Source organism: Paenibacillus sp. J5C2022 (assembly GCF_025567625.1).
GTDB lineage: Bacteria > Bacillota > Bacilli > Paenibacillales > Paenibacillaceae > Pristimantibacillus.
This window is the reverse complement of the sequence record NZ_JAOQJC010000097.1, coordinates 1-1,707: the sequence shown is the minus strand read 5'-3', so window position 1 is coordinate 1,707 and position 1,707 is coordinate 1. Positions and strand designations below refer to the sequence as shown.

At 54.8% G+C, this 1,707-nt stretch carries 1 rRNA gene; it reads left to right on the top strand.

Annotated elements, in window-relative coordinates:
- Positions 1 to 1,707: ribosomal RNA gene (locus M6D81_RS31410) — 23S ribosomal RNA — on the top strand; the annotation flags it as partial.

The window sequence follows — 1,707 nt, the reverse complement described above, 5'->3', positions numbered from 1 at the left end:
ACTTGGGTAGGGGAGCGTTGAATATGGGTAGAAGGTGTACCGTGAGGAGCGCTGGACTGTATTCAAGTGAGAATGCCGGTATGAGTAACGAAAAGATGGGTGAGAATCCCATCCGCCGTAAGCCTAAGGGTTCCTGAGGAAGGCTCGTCCTCTCAGGGTAAGTCGGGACCTAACGCGAGGCCGAAAGGCGTAGTGGAAGGACAACAGGTTGAAATTCCTGTACCACCGTAAACCGTTATGAGCAATTGGGGTGACACAGAAGGGTAGTGACGCGGGCTGATGGAATAGCCCGTCCAAGCAGTGAGGCTGATCGGTAGGCAAATCCGCCGGTTATAAGGCTGGGCTGTGATGGGGAGCGAAAATTGCAGTAGCGAAGGTCATGAGCTCCGGCTGTCGAGAAAAGCCTCTAGCCAGGTGAAGGTGCCCGTACCGCAAACCGACACAGGTAGGCGAGCAGAGCATGCTAAGGCGCGCGGAAGAACTCTCGTTAAGGAACTCGGCAAAATGACCCCGTAACTTCGGGAGAAGGGGTGCCTCGGTAGGGTGAATAGCCCGAGGGGGCCGCAGTGAAAAGGCCCAAGCGACTGTTTAGCAAAAACACAGGTCTGTGCGAAGCCGCAAGGCGAAGTATACGGGCTGACGCCTGCCCGGTGCTGGAAGGTTAAGGGGAGCGGTTAGGGGTTTACCCCGAAGCTGTGAACCGAAGCCCCAGTAAACGGCGGCCGTAACTATAACGGTCCTAAGGTAGCGAAATTCCTTGTCAGGTAAATTCTGACCCGCACGAATGGCGTAACGACTTGGGCGCTGTCTCAACGAGAGATCCGGTGAAATTTTAATACCTGTGAAGATGCAGGTTACCCGCGACAAGACGGAAAGACCCCATGGAGCTTTACTGCAGCTTGATATTGGACTTTGGTACGATCTGTACAGGATAGGTGGGAGCCTAAGAAGCATGAGCGCCAGCTTGTGTGGAGGCGTCCTTGGGATACCACCCTGATCGTATCGGAGTTCTAACCTGCTACCGTGAAACCGGTAGAGGGACCGTGTCAGGCGGGCAGTTTGACTGGGGCGGTCGCCTCCTAAAGAGTAACGGAGGCGCCCAAAGGTTCCCTCAGAATGGTTGGAAATCATTCGAAGAGTGTAAAGGCAGAAGGGAGCTTGACTGCGAGACCTACAAGTCGAGCAGGGACGAAAGTCGGGCTTAGTGATCCGGTGGTACCGAATGGAAGGGCCATCGCTCAACGGATAAAAGCTACCCTGGGGATAACAGGCTTATCTCCCCCAAGAGTCCACATCGACGGGGAGGTTTGGCACCTCGATGTCGGCTCATCGCATCCTGGGGCTGAAGTAGGTCCCAAGGGTTGGGCTGTTCGCCCATTAAAGCGGTACGCGAGCTGGGTTCAGAACGTCGTGAGACAGTTCGGTCCCTATCTGTCGCGGGCGTAGGAAATTTGAGAGGAGCTGTCCTTAGTACGAGAGGACCGGGATGGACGTACCGCTGGTGTACCAGTTGTTCCGCCAGGAGCATAGCTGGGTAGCTACGTACGGAAGGGATAAGCGCTGAAAGCATCTAAGCGTGAAGCCCCCCTCAAGATGAGATTTCCCAATTAGTAAGACCCCTTGAAGACGACGAGGTTGATAGGTTCGAGGTGGAAGCACAGCAATGTGTGCAGCTGACGAATACTAATCGGTCGAGGGCTTATCCTA